This window comes from Leclercia sp. M50 (genome assembly GCF_037150775.1).
GTDB lineage: Bacteria > Pseudomonadota > Gammaproteobacteria > Enterobacterales > Enterobacteriaceae > Enterobacter.
This window is the reverse complement of the sequence record NZ_JBBCPK010000009.1, coordinates 1-15,006: the sequence shown is the minus strand read 5'-3', so window position 1 is coordinate 15,006 and position 15,006 is coordinate 1. Positions and strand designations below refer to the sequence as shown.

12 protein-coding genes and 2 tRNA genes are annotated in these 15,006 nt (G+C 54.1%); 13 read left to right on the top strand and 1 reads right to left on the bottom strand.

What is annotated here, in order from left to right:
* Nucleotides 1-38 precede the first annotated feature (38 nt).
* The 5 genes from ftsH (at nt 39) to WFM46_RS03635 (ending at nt 4,899) form a co-directional block, all read left to right on the top strand.
* Nucleotides 39-1,973: an ATP-dependent zinc metalloprotease FtsH gene (ftsH, locus tag WFM46_RS03655; RefSeq protein ID WP_039031647.1), complete on the top strand. Its 1,935-nt coding sequence runs from the start codon at nt 39-41 to the stop codon at nt 1,971-1,973.
* A gap of 93 nt (nt 1,974-2,066) precedes the next feature.
* On the top strand, nt 2,067-2,915 hold the full coding sequence (gene folP / locus WFM46_RS03650; RefSeq protein WP_336997078.1) for a dihydropteroate synthase: 849 nt from the start codon (nt 2,067-2,069) through the stop codon (nt 2,913-2,915).
* Nucleotides 2,908-4,245, top strand: coding sequence for a phosphoglucosamine mutase (gene glmM / locus WFM46_RS03645; protein WP_114385673.1), 1,338 nt, complete (start codon nt 2,908-2,910; stop codon nt 4,243-4,245). Before folP ends, glmM begins: the two co-directional genes overlap by 8 nt.
* Before the next feature lie 221 nt (nt 4,246-4,466).
* Nucleotides 4,467-4,799 carry a preprotein translocase subunit SecG gene (gene secG / locus WFM46_RS03640; protein ID WP_039031650.1) on the top strand — a complete coding sequence of 111 codons (333 nt, stop codon included), beginning with the start codon at nt 4,467-4,469 and terminating at the stop codon, nt 4,797-4,799.
* A 13-nt stretch (nt 4,800-4,812) separates the two neighbouring features.
* Nucleotides 4,813-4,899, top strand: a tRNA-Leu gene (locus WFM46_RS03635).
* A 186-nt stretch (nt 4,900-5,085) separates the two neighbouring features.
* Here the strand turns inward: WFM46_RS03635 and argG are convergent.
* Nucleotides 5,086-6,432 (bottom strand): argininosuccinate synthase, encoded by a 1,347-nt coding sequence (gene argG, locus WFM46_RS03630; protein WP_336997077.1) that lies wholly within the window; start codon nt 6,430-6,432, stop codon nt 5,086-5,088.
* A gap of 286 nt (nt 6,433-6,718) precedes the next feature.
* Here argG and WFM46_RS03625 point away from each other — a divergent pair.
* The 8 genes from WFM46_RS03625 to pnp form a co-directional block, all read left to right on the top strand.
* Nucleotides 6,719-6,795, top strand: a tRNA-Met gene (locus tag WFM46_RS03625).
* Nucleotides 6,796-7,002: 207 nt separating this feature from the next.
* Nucleotides 7,003-7,455, top strand: coding sequence for a ribosome maturation factor RimP (gene rimP, locus WFM46_RS03620; protein WP_139156304.1), 453 nt, complete (start codon nt 7,003-7,005; stop codon nt 7,453-7,455).
* Nucleotides 7,456-7,483: 28 nt separating this feature from the next.
* Nucleotides 7,484-8,971, top strand: coding sequence for a transcription termination factor NusA (gene nusA / locus WFM46_RS03615; RefSeq protein ID WP_103177167.1), 1,488 nt, complete (start codon nt 7,484-7,486; stop codon nt 8,969-8,971).
* A 24-nt stretch (nt 8,972-8,995) separates the two neighbouring features.
* Entirely contained in the window at nt 8,996-11,683 is a 2,688-nt protein-coding gene (gene infB / locus WFM46_RS03610) for a translation initiation factor IF-2 (protein ID WP_103177166.1), read from the top strand.
* Nucleotides 11,684-11,784: 101 nt separating this feature from the next.
* A complete protein-coding gene (rbfA, locus tag WFM46_RS03605; RefSeq protein ID WP_336997076.1) occupies nt 11,785-12,186 on the top strand; it encodes a 30S ribosome-binding factor RbfA in 402 nt (133 codons plus the stop codon).
* The gene (gene truB, locus WFM46_RS03600) at nt 12,186-13,130 is read left to right on the top strand and encodes a tRNA pseudouridine(55) synthase TruB (protein WP_103177164.1); all 945 of its coding nucleotides are present in this window, start codon (nt 12,186-12,188) and stop codon (nt 13,128-13,130) included. Before rbfA ends, truB begins: the two co-directional genes overlap by 1 nt.
* A 152-nt stretch (nt 13,131-13,282) precedes the next feature.
* Nucleotides 13,283-13,552, top strand: a complete 270-nt coding sequence (rpsO, locus tag WFM46_RS03595) for a 30S ribosomal protein S15 (protein ID WP_032614416.1) — start codon at nt 13,283-13,285, stop codon at nt 13,550-13,552.
* Between the two features lie 240 nt (nt 13,553-13,792).
* Nucleotides 13,793-15,006, top strand: a 1,214-nt coding sequence (pnp, locus tag WFM46_RS03590; protein ID WP_336997075.1) for a polyribonucleotide nucleotidyltransferase, incomplete at its 3' end; no start/stop codon positions are given.

Genomic DNA, 15,006 nt, shown 5'->3' with positions numbered 1-15,006 from the left:
TAACACAGTTGTAATAAGAGGTTAATCCCTTGAGTGACATGGCGAAAAACCTAATACTCTGGCTGGTCATTGCCGTTGTGCTGATGTCAGTATTCCAGAGCTTTGGGCCCAGCGAGTCTAATGGCCGTAAGGTGGACTACTCTACCTTCCTGCAAGAGGTCAACCAGGATCAGGTTCGCGAAGCGCGTATCAACGGACGTGAGATCAACGTTACCAAGAAAGATAGTAACCGTTACACGACTTACATTCCGGTGAACGATCCTAAGCTGCTTGATAACCTGCTGACTAAAAACGTTAAGGTTGTCGGCGAGCCGCCGGAAGAGCCAAGCCTGCTGGCTTCTATCTTCATCTCCTGGTTCCCGATGCTGCTGCTTATCGGCGTCTGGATCTTCTTTATGCGTCAGATGCAGGGCGGCGGTGGCAAAGGCGCCATGTCGTTCGGCAAGAGCAAGGCGCGTATGCTGACGGAAGACCAGATCAAAACCACTTTTGCTGACGTTGCAGGTTGCGACGAAGCGAAAGAAGAGGTGGGTGAACTGGTTGAATACCTGCGTGAGCCGAGCCGTTTCCAGAAACTGGGCGGTAAGATCCCGAAAGGCGTTCTGATGGTAGGTCCTCCTGGTACCGGTAAAACCCTGCTGGCGAAAGCCATCGCAGGTGAAGCGAAGGTGCCGTTCTTTACCATTTCCGGTTCTGACTTCGTTGAAATGTTCGTGGGTGTGGGTGCATCTCGTGTGCGTGACATGTTCGAACAGGCCAAGAAAGCCGCACCGTGCATCATCTTCATCGATGAAATCGACGCCGTAGGCCGCCAGCGTGGCGCGGGCCTGGGCGGTGGTCACGATGAACGTGAACAGACGCTGAACCAGATGCTGGTTGAGATGGATGGCTTTGAAGGTAACGAAGGCATTATCGTTATCGCCGCAACTAACCGTCCGGACGTTCTTGACCCTGCGCTGCTGCGTCCAGGTCGTTTTGACCGTCAGGTTGTGGTTGGTCTGCCAGACGTTCGTGGCCGTGAGCAGATCCTGAAAGTGCATATGCGTCGCGTACCGCTCTCTCCGGACATCGATGCGGCAATTATTGCACGTGGTACGCCGGGCTTCTCCGGTGCCGATCTGGCTAACCTGGTGAACGAAGCTGCACTGTTTGCTGCCCGTGGCAACAAGCGTGTGGTCTCCATGGTGGAGTTCGAGAAAGCGAAAGACAAAATCATGATGGGTGCGGAACGTCGCTCCATGGTGATGACGGAAGCGCAGAAAGAGTCCACGGCTTACCACGAAGCGGGTCACGCGATTATCGGTCGCCTGGTGCCGGAACACGATCCGGTGCATAAAGTGACGATTATTCCACGTGGCCGTGCGCTTGGCGTAACGTTCTTCCTGCCGGAAGGCGATGCTATCAGTGCCAGCCGCCAGAAACTGGAAAGCCAGATTTCAACCCTCTACGGTGGTCGTCTGGCAGAAGAGATTATCTACGGTGTGGAACATGTTTCGACCGGTGCGTCTAACGACATTAAAGTCGCGACCAACCTGGCGCGTAACATGGTGACCCAGTGGGGCTTCTCCGACAAACTTGGTCCGCTGCTCTATGCGGAAGAAGAAGGCGAAGTGTTCCTTGGCCGCAGCGTGGCGAAAGCGAAACATATGTCCGATGAGACAGCTCGTATCATCGACCAGGAAGTGAAAGCGCTGATTGAACGTAACTACGGTCGCGCCCGTCAGATCCTGAATGACAATATGGATATCCTGCACGCCATGAAAGATGCGCTCATGAAATATGAGACCATCGATGCGCCGCAGATTGATGACCTGATGGCTCGCCGTGATGTTCGTCCGCCTGCGGGCTGGGAAGATCCAGGTGCCTCTAACAACTCTGACAACAACGGTACGCCACGTGCGCCGCGTCCGGTCGATGAACCGCGTACGCCAAACCCGGGTAACACCATGTCAGAACAGTTGGGCGATAAATAAGCCACCGCTGTCAATGATCTTCTCTTAACCTGAAACCCTGGGGCTTGCCCCGGGGTTTTTCTTGTCTGCTTAACCAAAAATCAGGGACTTGCTATGAAACTCTTCGCCCAGGATTCTTATCTCGATCTTTCTCATCCCCATGTGATGGGGATCCTGAACGTCACGCCAGACTCTTTTTCCGATGGCGGCACGCATAACTCGCTTATTGATGCGGTCAGGCATGCGAATCTGATGATCAACGCTGGCGCGACGATCATCGACGTAGGTGGAGAGTCAACGCGACCTGGGGCTGCGGATGTCAGTGTTGATGAAGAGTTATCGCGCGTTATCCCGGTCGTTGAGGCGATAGCCCAGCGTTTCGAAGTCTGGATCTCTGTCGATACCTCCAAACCTGAGGTGATTCGCGAATCGGCAAGAGTGGGCGCTCACATTATCAATGACGTTCGCTCCCTCACCGAGCCCGGTGCGCTTGAAGCGGCTGCCGAGACCGGTTTACCGGTATGCCTGATGCATATGCAGGGCCAGCCGAAAACCATGCAGGATGCGCCGAAATACAGCGACGTGTTTGCCGATGTGAACCGCTACTTTGAAGAGCATATTGCGCGCTGTGAACGTGCCGGTATCGCAAAAGCGAAATTGCTGCTCGACCCGGGCTTCGGTTTCGGTAAAAATCTCTCTCACAACTACGAACTTCTTGCGCGCTTATCGGAGTTTCACCATTTTGGCCTGCCACTGCTGGTCGGAATGTCGAGAAAATCCATGATAGGCCAACTGCTTAACGTTGGGCCATCAGAACGTCTGAGTGGCAGCCTGGCCCGTGCGGTGATTGCAGCGATGCAGGGAGCACATATAATTCGCGTCCATGACGTAAAAGAAACAGCAGAAGCCATGCGAGTGGTGGAAGCCACACTGGCAACTAAGGAAAACTCCCGCTATGAGTAATCGTAAATTTTTTGGTACCGACGGCATTCGTGGACGCGTGGGCGATGCGCCAATCACTCCTGAGTTTGTACTGAAGTTAGGCTGGGCGGCTGGCAAGGTGCTGGCAAGCCACGGGTCGCGCAAAATCATTATCGGTAAAGATACGCGTATTTCCGGTTACATGCTCGAATCCGCACTGGAAGCGGGTCTGTCTGCCGCTGGGCTCTCCGCCTCTTTCACGGGCCCTATGCCGACCCCCGCAGTGGCCTATCTGACCCGCGCGTTCCGTGCCGAAGCGGGCATCGTGATCTCTGCCTCGCATAACCCGTTCTACGATAACGGCATCAAATTCTTCTCCATTGACGGCACCAAACTGCCGGATGACGTTGAAGAAGCGATTGAAGCGGAAATGGAAAAAGAGCTGACCTGCGTTGACTCCGCTGAGCTGGGTAAAGCCAGCCGTATCGTCGATGCTGCGGGTCGCTACATTGAATTTTGCAAAGGCACCTTCCCGAACGAACTCAGCCTGGGTCATCTGAAAATCGTGGTGGACTGCGCTAACGGTGCAACCTACCACATCGCCCCTAACGTATTCCGCGAACTGGGCGCGCAGGTTGTTGCCATCGGTTGCGAGCCAAACGGTCTGAATATCAATGCCGAGGTAGGTGCAACGGATGTTCGCGCTCTGCAGGCGCGCGTACTGGCGGAGAAGGCCGATCTCGGGATTGCTTACGATGGCGATGGTGACCGCGTCATCATGGTTGACCATGAAGGCAATAAAGTCGATGGCGACCAGATCCTCTATATCATCGCCCGCGAAGGGCTGCGTCAGGGACAGCTGCGCGGTGGCGCCGTTGGAACGCTGATGAGCAACATGGGCCTGGAGCTGGCGCTCAAGCAGTTGGGTATCCCGTTTGTGCGCGCCAAGGTTGGCGACCGTTACGTACTGGAAAAACTGCAGGAGAAAGGCTGGCGCATCGGTGCGGAGAACTCCGGTCACGTGATCCTGCTCGATAAAACCACTACCGGTGACGGGATCGTGGCGAGCCTGCAGGTTGTGGCAGCGATGGTGCGTAACCATATGTCCCTGCACGATCTGTGCAGTGGGATGAAAATGTTCCCGCAGATCCTGGTCAATGTTCGCTTTACGGCAGGTAAGGGCGATCCACTGGAAAACGAGAATGTGAAAGCGGTGATGGCTGAAGTGGAAGCGGCGTTGGGCTCCCGTGGCCGCGTTCTGCTGCGTAAGTCGGGTACCGAACCGCTGATCCGTGTGATGGTGGAAGGGGAAGACGAAGCGCAGGTCACCGAGTTTGCCCATCGCATCGCTGATGCGGTAAAAGCTGCGTAACCTCTGGTAAGTGTCTAAAAAGGCGGCTTATGCCGCCTTTGTTTTGTACAGTTATGGCGGTTTTGCTGTTTTTTTCCGCACTTGATACAATGAGCTGAAATTGCCCTTGCGAAGGTCATTCGCTTTGGTTAGTATTCACACCCGCTTCAGTGGGAAAGCAAAATTCCTGCTTATTGGTTGAAGCATTGGTATGCGGCAAATCCGCAAGGAACAGGTTGATTATGTACGAAGCTCTTTTGGTTGTTTTCCTTATTGTAGCCATCGCTCTGGTAGCGCTGATCATGCTGCAGCAAGGTAAAGGCGCTGATATGGGGGCCTCTTTTGGAGCAGGCGCTTCTGGTACGCTGTTCGGTTCAAGTGGTTCTGGTAACTTCATGACCCGCGCAACGGCGATTCTGGCAACGCTGTTTTTCATCATCAGTCTGGCGCTTGGCAATATCAATAGCAACAAGATCAACAAAGGAAGCGAGTGGGATAATCTGAGCGCGCCAGCGAAATCTGAGCAGACTCAGCCAGCTGCACCGGCTAAGCCGACCAGCGATATCCCGCAGTAAGAGTAGTATCTGTGCTGAGGTGGTGGAATTGGTAGACACGCTACCTTGAGGTGGTAGTGCCCTAACGGGCTTGTGGGTTCGAGTCCCATCCTCAGTACCAATATTCCGAGAGAAAGACGTCGAAAGACGTCTTTTTTTTCGTCTGTACGTTGTCTTTTCGTAGGCCCGGCAAGCGTTGCACCGCGGCGGAAAGACAGCGGGGGCACTGCGCTTGCCCGCCCTTCACGTCACGAAATTCGGCAATAAAAAAGGCGCCCTCAGGCGCCTTTTGCATCTTAATTCGCGATTACTGCTTATCGCTGTTTTCCAGATTCTCAACCTGCGGCAGGCCATTGCCGGTGGAGACGGAGAGCAGGCCATTTTCGGTATAGGTGAACAGCTTGGCGCGGGTATCGGTGATATCCAGATTGCGCATCGTCAGCTGACCGATACGATCGTCTGGCGAGAAGACAGAATCACCTTTTTCCATGGTCAGACGCTCTGGCTGGTAGGTCAGGTTGTCAGAGACCGTATTCAGAATCGAGTAGTCATTGCCGCGACGCAGTTCTAAGGTCACTTCACCGGTGATGGCGCTCGCCACCCAACGCTGCAGGGCATCACGCAGCATCAGCGCCTGCGGATCGAACCAGCGGCCCTGGTACAGCAGTTTACCTAACTGGCGACCGTGGGAGTGATACTGCTCGATGGTATCTTCGTTATGAATGCCGGTCAGCAGACGCTCGTAAGCGATGTGCAGCAGCGCCATCCCCGGGGCTTCATAGATGCCACGGCTCTTCGCTTCGATGATACGGTTTTCAATCTGATCGCTCATACCCAGACCGTGACGGCCACCAATGCGGTTAGCTTCCAGCATCAGTTCCACGTCGTCAGAGAAGGTCTGACCGTTCAGGGCAACCGGGTGGCCGCGTTCAAAACGCACGGTCACTTCTTCTGCCTGGATGTTGACGTTTTCGTCCCAGAACTTCACGCCCATGATCGGGTTGACGATCTTCACGCTGGAGTTCAGGTATTCCAGGTCTTTTGCTTCGTGGGTAGCACCCAGCATGTTGGAGTCGGTTGAATAGGCTTTCTCGACCGACATCTTGTAATCGAAACCGCAGGCGATCATAAATTCAGACATTTCATGACGGCCGCCCAGCTCATCGATGAAATCGGTATCGAGCCACGGCTTGTAAATCTGCAGCTCGGCGTTAGTCAGCAGACCGTAACGGTAGAAGCGCTCGATATCGTTGCCTTTATAGGTACTGCCGTCGCCCCAGATGTTGACGCCATCCTCTTTCATGGCAGCAACCAGCATGGTGCCGGTAACGGCACGGCCCAGCGGCGTGGTGTTGAAATAGGTCAGGCCGCCGGTGGTGTTATGGAAAGCGCCGCACTGAATAGCAGCGATACCTTCGGCAACCAGCTGCTTACGGCAGTCAATCAGGCGTGCGTTCTCGGCACCGTACTCCATGGCGCGACGCGGGATGGCTTCGTAATCGTCCTCATCCGGCTGACCCAGGTTCGCAGTATATGCATACGGAACCGCTCCCTTCTGGCGCATCCACAGCAGTGCAGCGCTGGTGTCCAGACCGCCGGAAAAAGCGATGCCAATACGTTGTCCTTGCGGAAGATGCTTGAGAATCGTCGTCATAAAATAAAACCCTGCTTGATTGACTGATGAGTGAACGCTTCACTCTAAAATGCATGTTTATGCAGAATAAGTGAGTTTTCATTTAATCATCTTTTGGCAAGTACCGAAAGAGATTCATGTATTTTTTGTAAAAATTTCCCGCCTGAATCGCTGCTGTTCACAGGGTTGACAGCGGGGGTACGCTATCAATATACTGTATGCCGATTTTACGTCCCGTCCTCGGTACCAAATCCCAGCATTATTTGCATTTTTTACCCACAGCGAGTAGAATTTGCCACGTTTCAGGCGCGGGGTGGAGCAGCCTGGTAGCTCGTCGGGCTCATAACCCGAAGGTCGTCGGTTCAAATCCGGCCCCCGCAACCACTTTCCTATAAAGTCCTTTTTCAAATATACTGTGAAGACTTAGCGCCTTCGTAGCTGGATTTGAAAAAATTCTTTTTGAAAGTGCTCCAGGCCACAGTTGTGGCTATAGGGTTCAGTTATCTAAAGCCCCGATTTATCGGGGTTTTTTGTTATCTGACTACAGAATAACTGGGCTTTATGCCCTTTTTTTACGTCTTGGGGGTGGGCTTGTCCACATTAGAGCAAAAATTAACAGAGATGATTACAGCACCGGTCGAAGCACTGGGCTACGAACTGGTCGGCATCGAATTCGTTCGGGGTCGTACATCCACGCTGCGCATCTATATTGATAGTGAAGATGGCATCAATGTTGATGATTGTGCTGATGTCAGCCACCAGGTGAGTGCGGTTCTTGACGTTGAAGATCCCATTACTGTTGCCTACAACCTGGAAGTTTCCTCGCCTGGTCTCGACAGACCAATGTTCACGGCTGAACACTACACGCGCTTTACTGGTGAAGAAGTGGCTCTCGTTCTGCGCATGGCCGTACAGAACCGCCGTAAATGGCAAGGCGTTATTAAAGCCGTTGATGGTGAGATGATCACGGTTACAGTCGAAGGCAAAGATGAAGTGTTCGCGCTGAGTAATATCCAGAAGGCGAACCTGGTTCCCCACTTTTAACAGTCTGGATTGAGGTGAAAAGCCCGCGATGAACAAAGAAATTTTGGCTGTTGTTGAAGCCGTTTCCAACGAGAAAGCCCTGCCGCGTGAGAAAATTTTCGAAGCGCTGGAAAGTGCACTGGCTACGGCAACCAAGAAAAAATATGAACAAGAGATCGATGTCCGCGTTGAAATCGATCGCAAAAGCGGTGACTTCGATACTTTCCGTCGTTGGCTTATCGTTGAAGAAGTGACCCAACCCACGAAGGAAATCACCCTCGAAGCGGCACGTTTCGAAGATGAAAGCCTGAACATTGATGATTACGTTGAAGATCAGATCGAATCTGTGACCTTCGACCGTATCACCACGCAGACCGCGAAACAGGTTATCGTACAGAAAGTACGTGAAGCTGAGCGTGCGATGGTTGTTGACCAGTTCCGCGAGCACGAAGGTGAGATCATCACCGGCGTGGTGAAGAAAGTTAACCGCGACAACATCTCCCTGGATCTGGGTAACAACGCGGAAGCGGTTATCCTGCGTGAGGATATGCTGCCACGCGAAAACTTCCGTCCGGGCGACCGTATTCGCGGCGTACTCTATTCCGTGCGTCCAGAAGCCCGCGGTGCTCAGCTGTTCGTGACCCGTTCTAAGCCTGAGATGCTGATCGAACTGTTCCGCATCGAAGTGCCGGAAATCGGCGAAGAAGTTATCGAGATTAAAGCAGCTGCCCGCGATCCGGGTTCCCGTGCGAAAATCGCGGTGAAAACCAACGACAAACGTATCGATCCGGTCGGTGCTTGCGTTGGTATGCGTGGCGCGCGCGTTCAGGCCGTTTCGACTGAACTCGGCGGCGAGCGTATTGATATCGTTCTGTGGGACGACAACCCGGCGCAGTTCGTGATTAACGCGATGGCCCCGGCTGATGTTGCCTCTATCGTCGTCGACGAAGATAAGCACACCATGGATATCGCCGTTGAAGCCGGTAACCTGGCACAGGCGATTGGCCGTAACGGTCAGAACGTCCGTCTGGCGTCGCAGCTGAGCGGCTGGGAACTCAACGTGATGACCGTTGACGACCTGCAGGCGAAGCACCAGGCTGAAGCCCATGCAGCGATTGATACCTTCACTAAGCATCTGGACATTGACGAAGAGTTCGCCACCGTTCTGGTTGAAGAAGGCTTCTCTACGCTGGAAGAACTGGCCTATGTGCCAATGAAAGAACTGCTGGAAATTGACGGTCTGGATGAAGCCACCGTTGAAGCCCTGCGTGAACGCGCTAAAAACGCACTGACCACCCTGGCACTGGCTCAGGAAGAAAGCCTTGGTGATAACAAGCCGGCTGATGACCTGCTGAATCTGGAAGGTCTTGATCGTGCGATCGCGTTCAAGCTGGCTGCCCGTGGTGTTTGTACGCTGGAAGATCTCGCTGAGCAAGGCGTTGATGACCTGGCCGATATCGAAGGTTTAACCGACGAGAAAGCCGGCGAACTCATCATGGCCGCACGTAATATCTGCTGGTTCGGCGACGAAGCGTAATAAACTGTAGCAGGAAGGAACAGCATGACTGATGTAACTGTAAAAACGCTGGCTGCTGAGATTCAGACCTCCGTGGATCGCCTGGTACAGCAATTTGCTGATGCAGGGATCCCGAAGTCCGCTGATGACTCGGTGACCGCGCAAGAAAAACAAACCTTGTTAACGCATCTGAACCGTGAACATGGTTCAACGCCTGACAAGTTAACGCTGCAGCGCAAAACGCGTAGCACGTTAAACATTCCAGGTACCGGTGGAAAAAGCAAATCGGTACAAATCGAAGTCCGCAAGACGCGCACCTTTGTAAAACGTGATCCGCAAGAGGCAGAGCGCCTCGCTGCGGAAGAGCAGGCACAGCGTGAAGCGGAAGAGCAAGCCCAGCGTGAGGCGGAAGAAAACGCCAAACGTGAGGCAGTATTAAAAGCTGAACGTGAGGCCGCAGAAAAAGCGAAACGTGACGCCGCTGAAAAAGCGAAGCGCGACGCTGCGGAAAAAGACAAAGTGAGCAATCAACAGACTGACGATATGACCAAAACCGCCCAGGCAGAAAAAGCCCGCCGTGAAAATGAAGCAGCTGAGCTGAAGCGTAAAGCGGAAGAAGAAGCCCGCCGCAAGCTCGAAGAAGAAGCCCGTCGCGTTGCTGAAGAAGCGCGCCGTATGGCAGAAGAGAACGAGAAAAACGGTGTGAATACCGCTGAACCGTCCGAAGACACCAGCGACTATCACGTCACTACCTCCCAGCACGCGCGTCAGGCAGAAGATGACAACGACCGTGAAGTTGAAGGTGGTCGTGGCCGCACGCGTAGTGCAAAAGCCGCGCGTCCAGCCAAAAAAGGCAACAAGCACGCCGAATCTAAAGCTGACCGTGAAGAAGCACGTGCTGCCGTTCGCGGTGGTAAAGGCGGCAAGCGTAAAGGTTCCGCTCTGCAGCAGGGCTTCCAGAAGCCAGCGCAGGCTGTTAACCGTGACGTTGTGATCGGCGAAACCATCACCGTTGGCGATCTGGCTAACAAGATGGCGGTTAAAGGCTCTCAGGTCATCAAAGCGATGATGAAGCTGGGCGCAATGGCGACCATCAACCAGGTTATCGACCAGGAAACCGCACAGCTGGTTGCCGAAGAGATGGGCCACAAAGTTATCCTGCGTCGTGAAAACGAGCTGGAAGAAGCGGTAATGAGCGACCGTGACACTGGCGCAGCAGCTGAGCCGCGTGCACCAGTTGTGACCATCATGGGTCACGTTGACCACGGTAAAACCTCTCTGCTGGACTACATTCGTTCTACGAAGGTTGCCTCCGGCGAAGCAGGCGGCATTACCCAGCACATCGGTGCATACCATGTAGAAACCGATAATGGGATGATCACCTTCCTGGATACCCCGGGGCACGCCGCGTTTACCTCCATGCGTGCACGTGGTGCTCAGGCAACGGATATCGTTGTTCTGGTTGTCGCAGCAGACGATGGCGTCATGCCACAGACCATCGAAGCTATCCAGCACGCGAAAGCGGCGCAGGTGCCTCTGGTTGTTGCAGTGAACAAAATCGATAAGCCAGAAGCGGACATGGATCGCGTTAAAAACGAACTGTCCCAGTACGGTGTTATGCCGGAAGAGTGGGGCGGTGAGTCTCAGTTCATCCCGGTTTCTGCAAAAGTGGGTACCGGTATCGATGACCTGCTGAACGCTATCCTGCTGCAGGCTGAAGTTCTGGAGCTGAAAGCGGTTCGCAATGGTATGGCGAGCGGTGCGGTAATCGAATCCTTCCTGGATAAAGGCCGTGGCCCGGTTGCGACCGTTCTGGTACGTGAAGGTACCCTGAACAAAGGCGACATCGTGCTGTGTGGCTTCGAATATGGCCGTGTTCGTGCAATGCGTGACGAACTGGGTCGCGAAGTGCTGGAAGCAGGTCCATCCATTCCTGTGGAAATCCTGGGTCTCTCCGGTGTTCCGGCTGCCGGTGATGAAGTGACCGTTGTTCGTGACGAGAAGAAAGCGCGTGAAGTTGCGCTGTACCGTCAGGGCAAATTCCGTGAAGTTAAACTGGCTCGTCAGCAGAAATCTAAACTCGAGAACATGTTCGCCAACATGACCGAAGGCGAAGTTCACGAAGTAAACGTGGTTCTGAAGGCCGACGTTCAGGGTTCTGTGGAAGCGATCTCCGACTCTTTACTGAAACTCTCTACCGACGAAGTGAAAGTGAAGATCATCGGTTCCGGCGTAGGTGGTATCACCGAAACCGACGCAACCCTGGCTGCAGCGTCCAACGCGATTCTGGTTGGCTTCAACGTGCGTGCCGATGCCTCTGCGCGTCGCGTGATCGAAGCGGAAAGCCTGGATCTGCGTTACTACTCCGTCATCTATAACCTGATCGACGAAGTGAAAGCGGCGATGAGCGGTATGCTGTCTCCGGAACTGAAACAGCAGATCATCGGTCTGGCTGAAGTGCGTGACGTGTTCAAATCACCTAAATTCGGTGCGATCGCGGGCTGTATGGTTACCGAGGGTAACATCAAACGTCACAACCCAATCCGCGTACTGCGTGACAACGTGGTTATCTACGAAGGCGAGCTGGAATCCCTGCGCCGCTTCAAAGATGACGTTAACGAAGTCCGTAACGGCATGGAATGTGGTATCGGCGTTAAGAACTACAACGACGTTCGCGTTGGCGATATGATCGAAGTGTTCGAGATCATCGAGATCCAACGCACTATCGCGTAATCTTCGCTAAGATTGCCGATTGTAGGCCGGGATCGCCTCGCGCCACCCGGCATTAAATTTCAAAAGGGGCTTTGGCCCCTTTTTTGTCTGGAGAATTTATTATGGCGAAAGAATTTGGTCGCCCGCAGCGCGTGGCTCAGGAGATGCAAAAAGAGATCGCAATCATCCTTCAGCGCGAAATCAAAGACCCGCGCCTGGGGATGATGACCACCGTGTCTGGCGTGGAGATGTCCCGCGACCTGGCGTATGGCAAAGTGTTCGTAACCTTCCTGAATGACCAGGATGAAGACGCGGTTAAGAACGGTATTAAAGCGCTGCAGGAAGCCTCTGGTTTCATCCGCTCTCTGCTTGGCAAAGCGATGCGCCTGCGTATCGTGCCAGAGCTGACCTTCTTCTACGACAACTCGCTGGTCGAAGGGATGCGCATGTCCAACCTGGTCACTAGCGTGGTGAAGCAGGATGATGAGCGTCGTGTGAACCCGGACGATAAAAAGGAGGACTGATGAGTCGTCCTCGTCGTCGCGGTCGCGACGTGCACGGCGTGCTGCTGCTGGATAAACCGCAGGGTGCATCCAGCAACGACGTGCTGCAAAAAGTTAAGCGTATATATAACGCCAACCGCGCGGGGCACACCGGGGCGCTGGATCCGCTGGCGACCGGTATGCTGCCGATTTGTCTGGGTGAAGCGACCAAGTTTTCCCAGTATCTGCTGGATTCAGACAAACGCTACCGCGTGATTGCAAAGCTTGGCCAGCGCACGGACACCTCCGATGCCGATGGTCAGGTCGTCGAAGAGCGTCCGGTGACGTTCAGCAGCGAACAGCTTGATGCCGCGCTCGAGAGCTTCCGTGGCGACACCCAACAGGTGCCGTCCATGTACTCGGCGCTGAAGTATCAGGGCAAAAAGCTCTATGAGTATGCGCGTCAGGGGATTGAGGTGCCACGTGAGGCCCGTCCGATTACGGTCTATGAGCTGCTGTTCATTCGTCACGAAGGCGATGAGCTGGAGCTGGAAGTGCATTGCTCAAAAGGCACCTATATCCGCACCATCATCGACGATCTGGGTGAGAAGCTGGGCTGTGGCGCGCACGTTATTTATCTGCGTCGTCTGGCAGTCAGCAAGTACCCGGCTGAACGTATGGTGACGCTGGAGCAGCTGCAGGCGCTGGTGGACCAGGCGCAGGAGCAGGGCACAGAGGCTGCGGACCTGCTTGACCCATTACTGATGCCAATGGACAGTCCTGCTTCGGACTATCCGGTTGTCAATCTGCCGCTGACCTCCTCCGTTTACTTTAAAAACGGCAACCCGGTGCGCACGACGAATGTCCCGGCGCAAGGGCTGGTGCGCGTTACGGAAGGGGATGACAACACCTTTATCGGGATGGGTGAAATCGACGACGAAGGTCGTGTTGCCCCACGCCGTCTGGTGGTTGAATATCCGGCATAAGCTGACGCCTTGCCTTGCGATAAGCAGGGGAGGCGGGTAGAATATTGCGGCTTAACGTCTGGTAAATTGTTTAACAATTGGCAAACGTTATACATGGGAAAGCTGAATTAGAGATCGGCTTCCTTTCATTCTTTAAATTTTGGAGTTTTAAAATGTCTCTAAGCGTTGAAGCTAAAGCTAAAATCGTTTCTGAGTTTGGTCGTGATGCTAACGACAGCGGTTCTACCGAAGTTCAGGTTGCACTGCTGACTGCACAGATTAACCACCTGCAGGGTCACTTTGCAGAGCACAAAAAAGATCACCACAGCCGTCGTGGTCTGCTGCGCATGGTTTCTCAGCGTCGTAAACTGCTCGACTACCTGAAACGTAAAGATGTTGCACGCTACACCGCGCTGATCGAGCGTCTGGGCCTGCGTCGCTAAGTCTTGCGAGTTTCAGAAAAGGGGGCCTTATGGCCCCTTTTTTCAACCAGACCGCAGCAATTCACTGGAAACTAATGTATTGTTGCTATAAATGATCTTCATTGCAGAGGTTCGCGCGGCTAATGAGAGGCTTCACCCATGGGGGTGTCGGTTGTCATTAGTCGCGAGGATGCGAAGAAGGTCCGGTAAAAGTCAGCACGCCTTTGGTGTGCTGTCATTCATTTAAGAAAGGACAGAATCTTGCTGAATCCGATCGTTCGTAAATTCCAGTACGGTCAACATACCGTTACGCTGGAAACCGGCATGATGGCACGTCAGGCTACTGCTGCTGTTATGGTAAGCATGGATGACACCGCGGTATTCGTGACCGTGGTTGGCCAGAAAAAAGCTAAACCAGGTCAGGACTTCTTCCCACTGACCGTAAACTACCAGGAGCGTACTTACGCTGCCGGTAAAATCCCGGGTGGTTTCTTCCGTCGTGAAGGCCGTCCAAGCGAAGGCGAAACCCTGATCGCGCGTCTGATTGACCGCCCGGTTCGTCCGCTCTTCCCGGAAGGCTTCGTTAACGAAGTTCAGGTTATCGCAACCGTTGTTTCCGTTAACCCACAGGTTAACCCGGACATCGTTGCGATGATCGGCGCATCCGCAGCCCTCTCCCTGTCTGGTATTCCATTCAACGGTCCTATCGGTGCTGCGCGCGTGGGTTACATCAATGACCAGTACGTTCTGAACCCAACTCAGGACGAGCTGAAGTCAAGCAAGCTGGACCTGGTTGTTGCCGGTACAGAAGCGGCGGTACTGATGGTTGAATCCGAAGCAGAACTGCTGAGCGAAGACCAGATGCTGGGCGCGGTGGTCTTTGGCCACGACCAACAGCAGATCGTTATCCAGAACATTAACGACCTGGTGAAAGAAGCCGGTAAACCACGTTGGGACTGGCAGCCAGAAGCGGCAAACGACGCGCTGAATGCACGCGTTGCAGCCCTGGCCGAAGCGCGTCTGAGCGATGCTTACCGCATCACCGACAAGCAAGAGCGTTATACCCAGGTTGACGCGATCAAATCTGAAACCATCGCTACGCTGGTGGCAGAAGATGAGTCCCTGGACGCTAACGAGCTGGGCGAAATCCTGCACGCTATCGAGAAAAACGTTGTTCGTAGCCGCGTTCTGGCAGGCGAGCCGCGTATCGATGGCCGTGAAAAAGATATGATCCGTGGTCTGGATGTGCGTACTGGCGTGCTGCCACGTACTCACGGTTCCGCGCTGTTCACCCGTGGTGAAACGCAGGCGCTGGTTACCGCGACCCTGGGTACTGCCCGTGACGCACAGAACATCGACGAACTGATGGGCGAGCGCACTGACAGCTTCCTGTTCCACTACAACTTCCCTCCGTACTCCGTAGGTGAAACCGGTATGGTTGGCTCGCCGAAGCGTCGTGAAATTGGTCACGGTCG

What these genes read in the sequence shown, in the direction of transcription:
- ftsH (WP_039031647.1), top strand. Translation starts at nt 39, where the DNA reads ATGGCGAAAAACCTAATACTCTGGCTGGTCATTGCCGTTGTGCTGATG.
- folP (WP_336997078.1), top strand. Translation starts at nt 2,067, where the DNA reads ATGAAACTCTTCGCCCAGGATTCTTATCTCGATCTTTCTCATCCCCAT.
- glmM (WP_114385673.1), top strand. Translation starts at nt 2,908, where the DNA reads ATGAGTAATCGTAAATTTTTTGGTACCGACGGCATTCGTGGACGCGTG.
- secG (WP_039031650.1), top strand. Translation starts at nt 4,467, where the DNA reads ATGTACGAAGCTCTTTTGGTTGTTTTCCTTATTGTAGCCATCGCTCTG.
- argG (WP_336997077.1), bottom strand. Translation starts at nt 6,432, where the DNA reads ATGACGACGATTCTCAAGCATCTTCCGCAAGGACAACGTATTGGCATC.
- nusA (WP_103177167.1), top strand. Translation starts at nt 7,484, where the DNA reads ATGAACAAAGAAATTTTGGCTGTTGTTGAAGCCGTTTCCAACGAGAAA.
- infB (WP_103177166.1), top strand. Translation starts at nt 8,996, where the DNA reads ATGACTGATGTAACTGTAAAAACGCTGGCTGCTGAGATTCAGACCTCC.
- rbfA (WP_336997076.1), top strand. Translation starts at nt 11,785, where the DNA reads ATGGCGAAAGAATTTGGTCGCCCGCAGCGCGTGGCTCAGGAGATGCAA.
- truB (WP_103177164.1), top strand. Translation starts at nt 12,186, where the DNA reads ATGAGTCGTCCTCGTCGTCGCGGTCGCGACGTGCACGGCGTGCTGCTG.
- rpsO (WP_032614416.1), top strand. Translation starts at nt 13,283, where the DNA reads ATGTCTCTAAGCGTTGAAGCTAAAGCTAAAATCGTTTCTGAGTTTGGT.